General features: G+C 48.2%; 1 rRNA gene. It reads left to right on the top strand.

Annotation, left to right across the window (positions count from 1 at the left end):
* A 23S ribosomal RNA gene (locus tag GYK42_RS28975) occupies window positions 1–278 on the top strand; the annotation flags it as partial.

Genomic DNA, 278 nt, shown 5'->3' with positions numbered 1-278 from the left:
GGCTAAAACAGTCAGGATGTTGGCTTAGAAGCAGCCATCATTTAAAGAAAGCGTAATAGCTCACTGATCGAGTCGTCCTGCGCGGAAGATGTAACGGGGCTAAGCCAGTCACCGAAGCTGCGGATATTGTTCTGTGATTTATCACAGATATATATGGTAGGAGAGCGTTCTGTAAGCCTGCGAAGGTGTCTTGTAAAGGATGCTGGAGGTATCAGAAGTGCGAATGCTGACATGAGTAGCGATAATGGGGGTGAAAAGCCTCCACGCCGTAAGCCCAA

This window comes from Janthinobacterium lividum (assembly GCF_011601275.1).
Taxonomy (GTDB): domain Bacteria; phylum Pseudomonadota; class Gammaproteobacteria; order Burkholderiales; family Burkholderiaceae_D; genus Janthinobacterium; species Janthinobacterium lividum_E.
The sequence above is the reverse complement of the archived record's forward strand: the minus strand, read 5'-3'. Positions and strand labels throughout refer to the sequence as shown.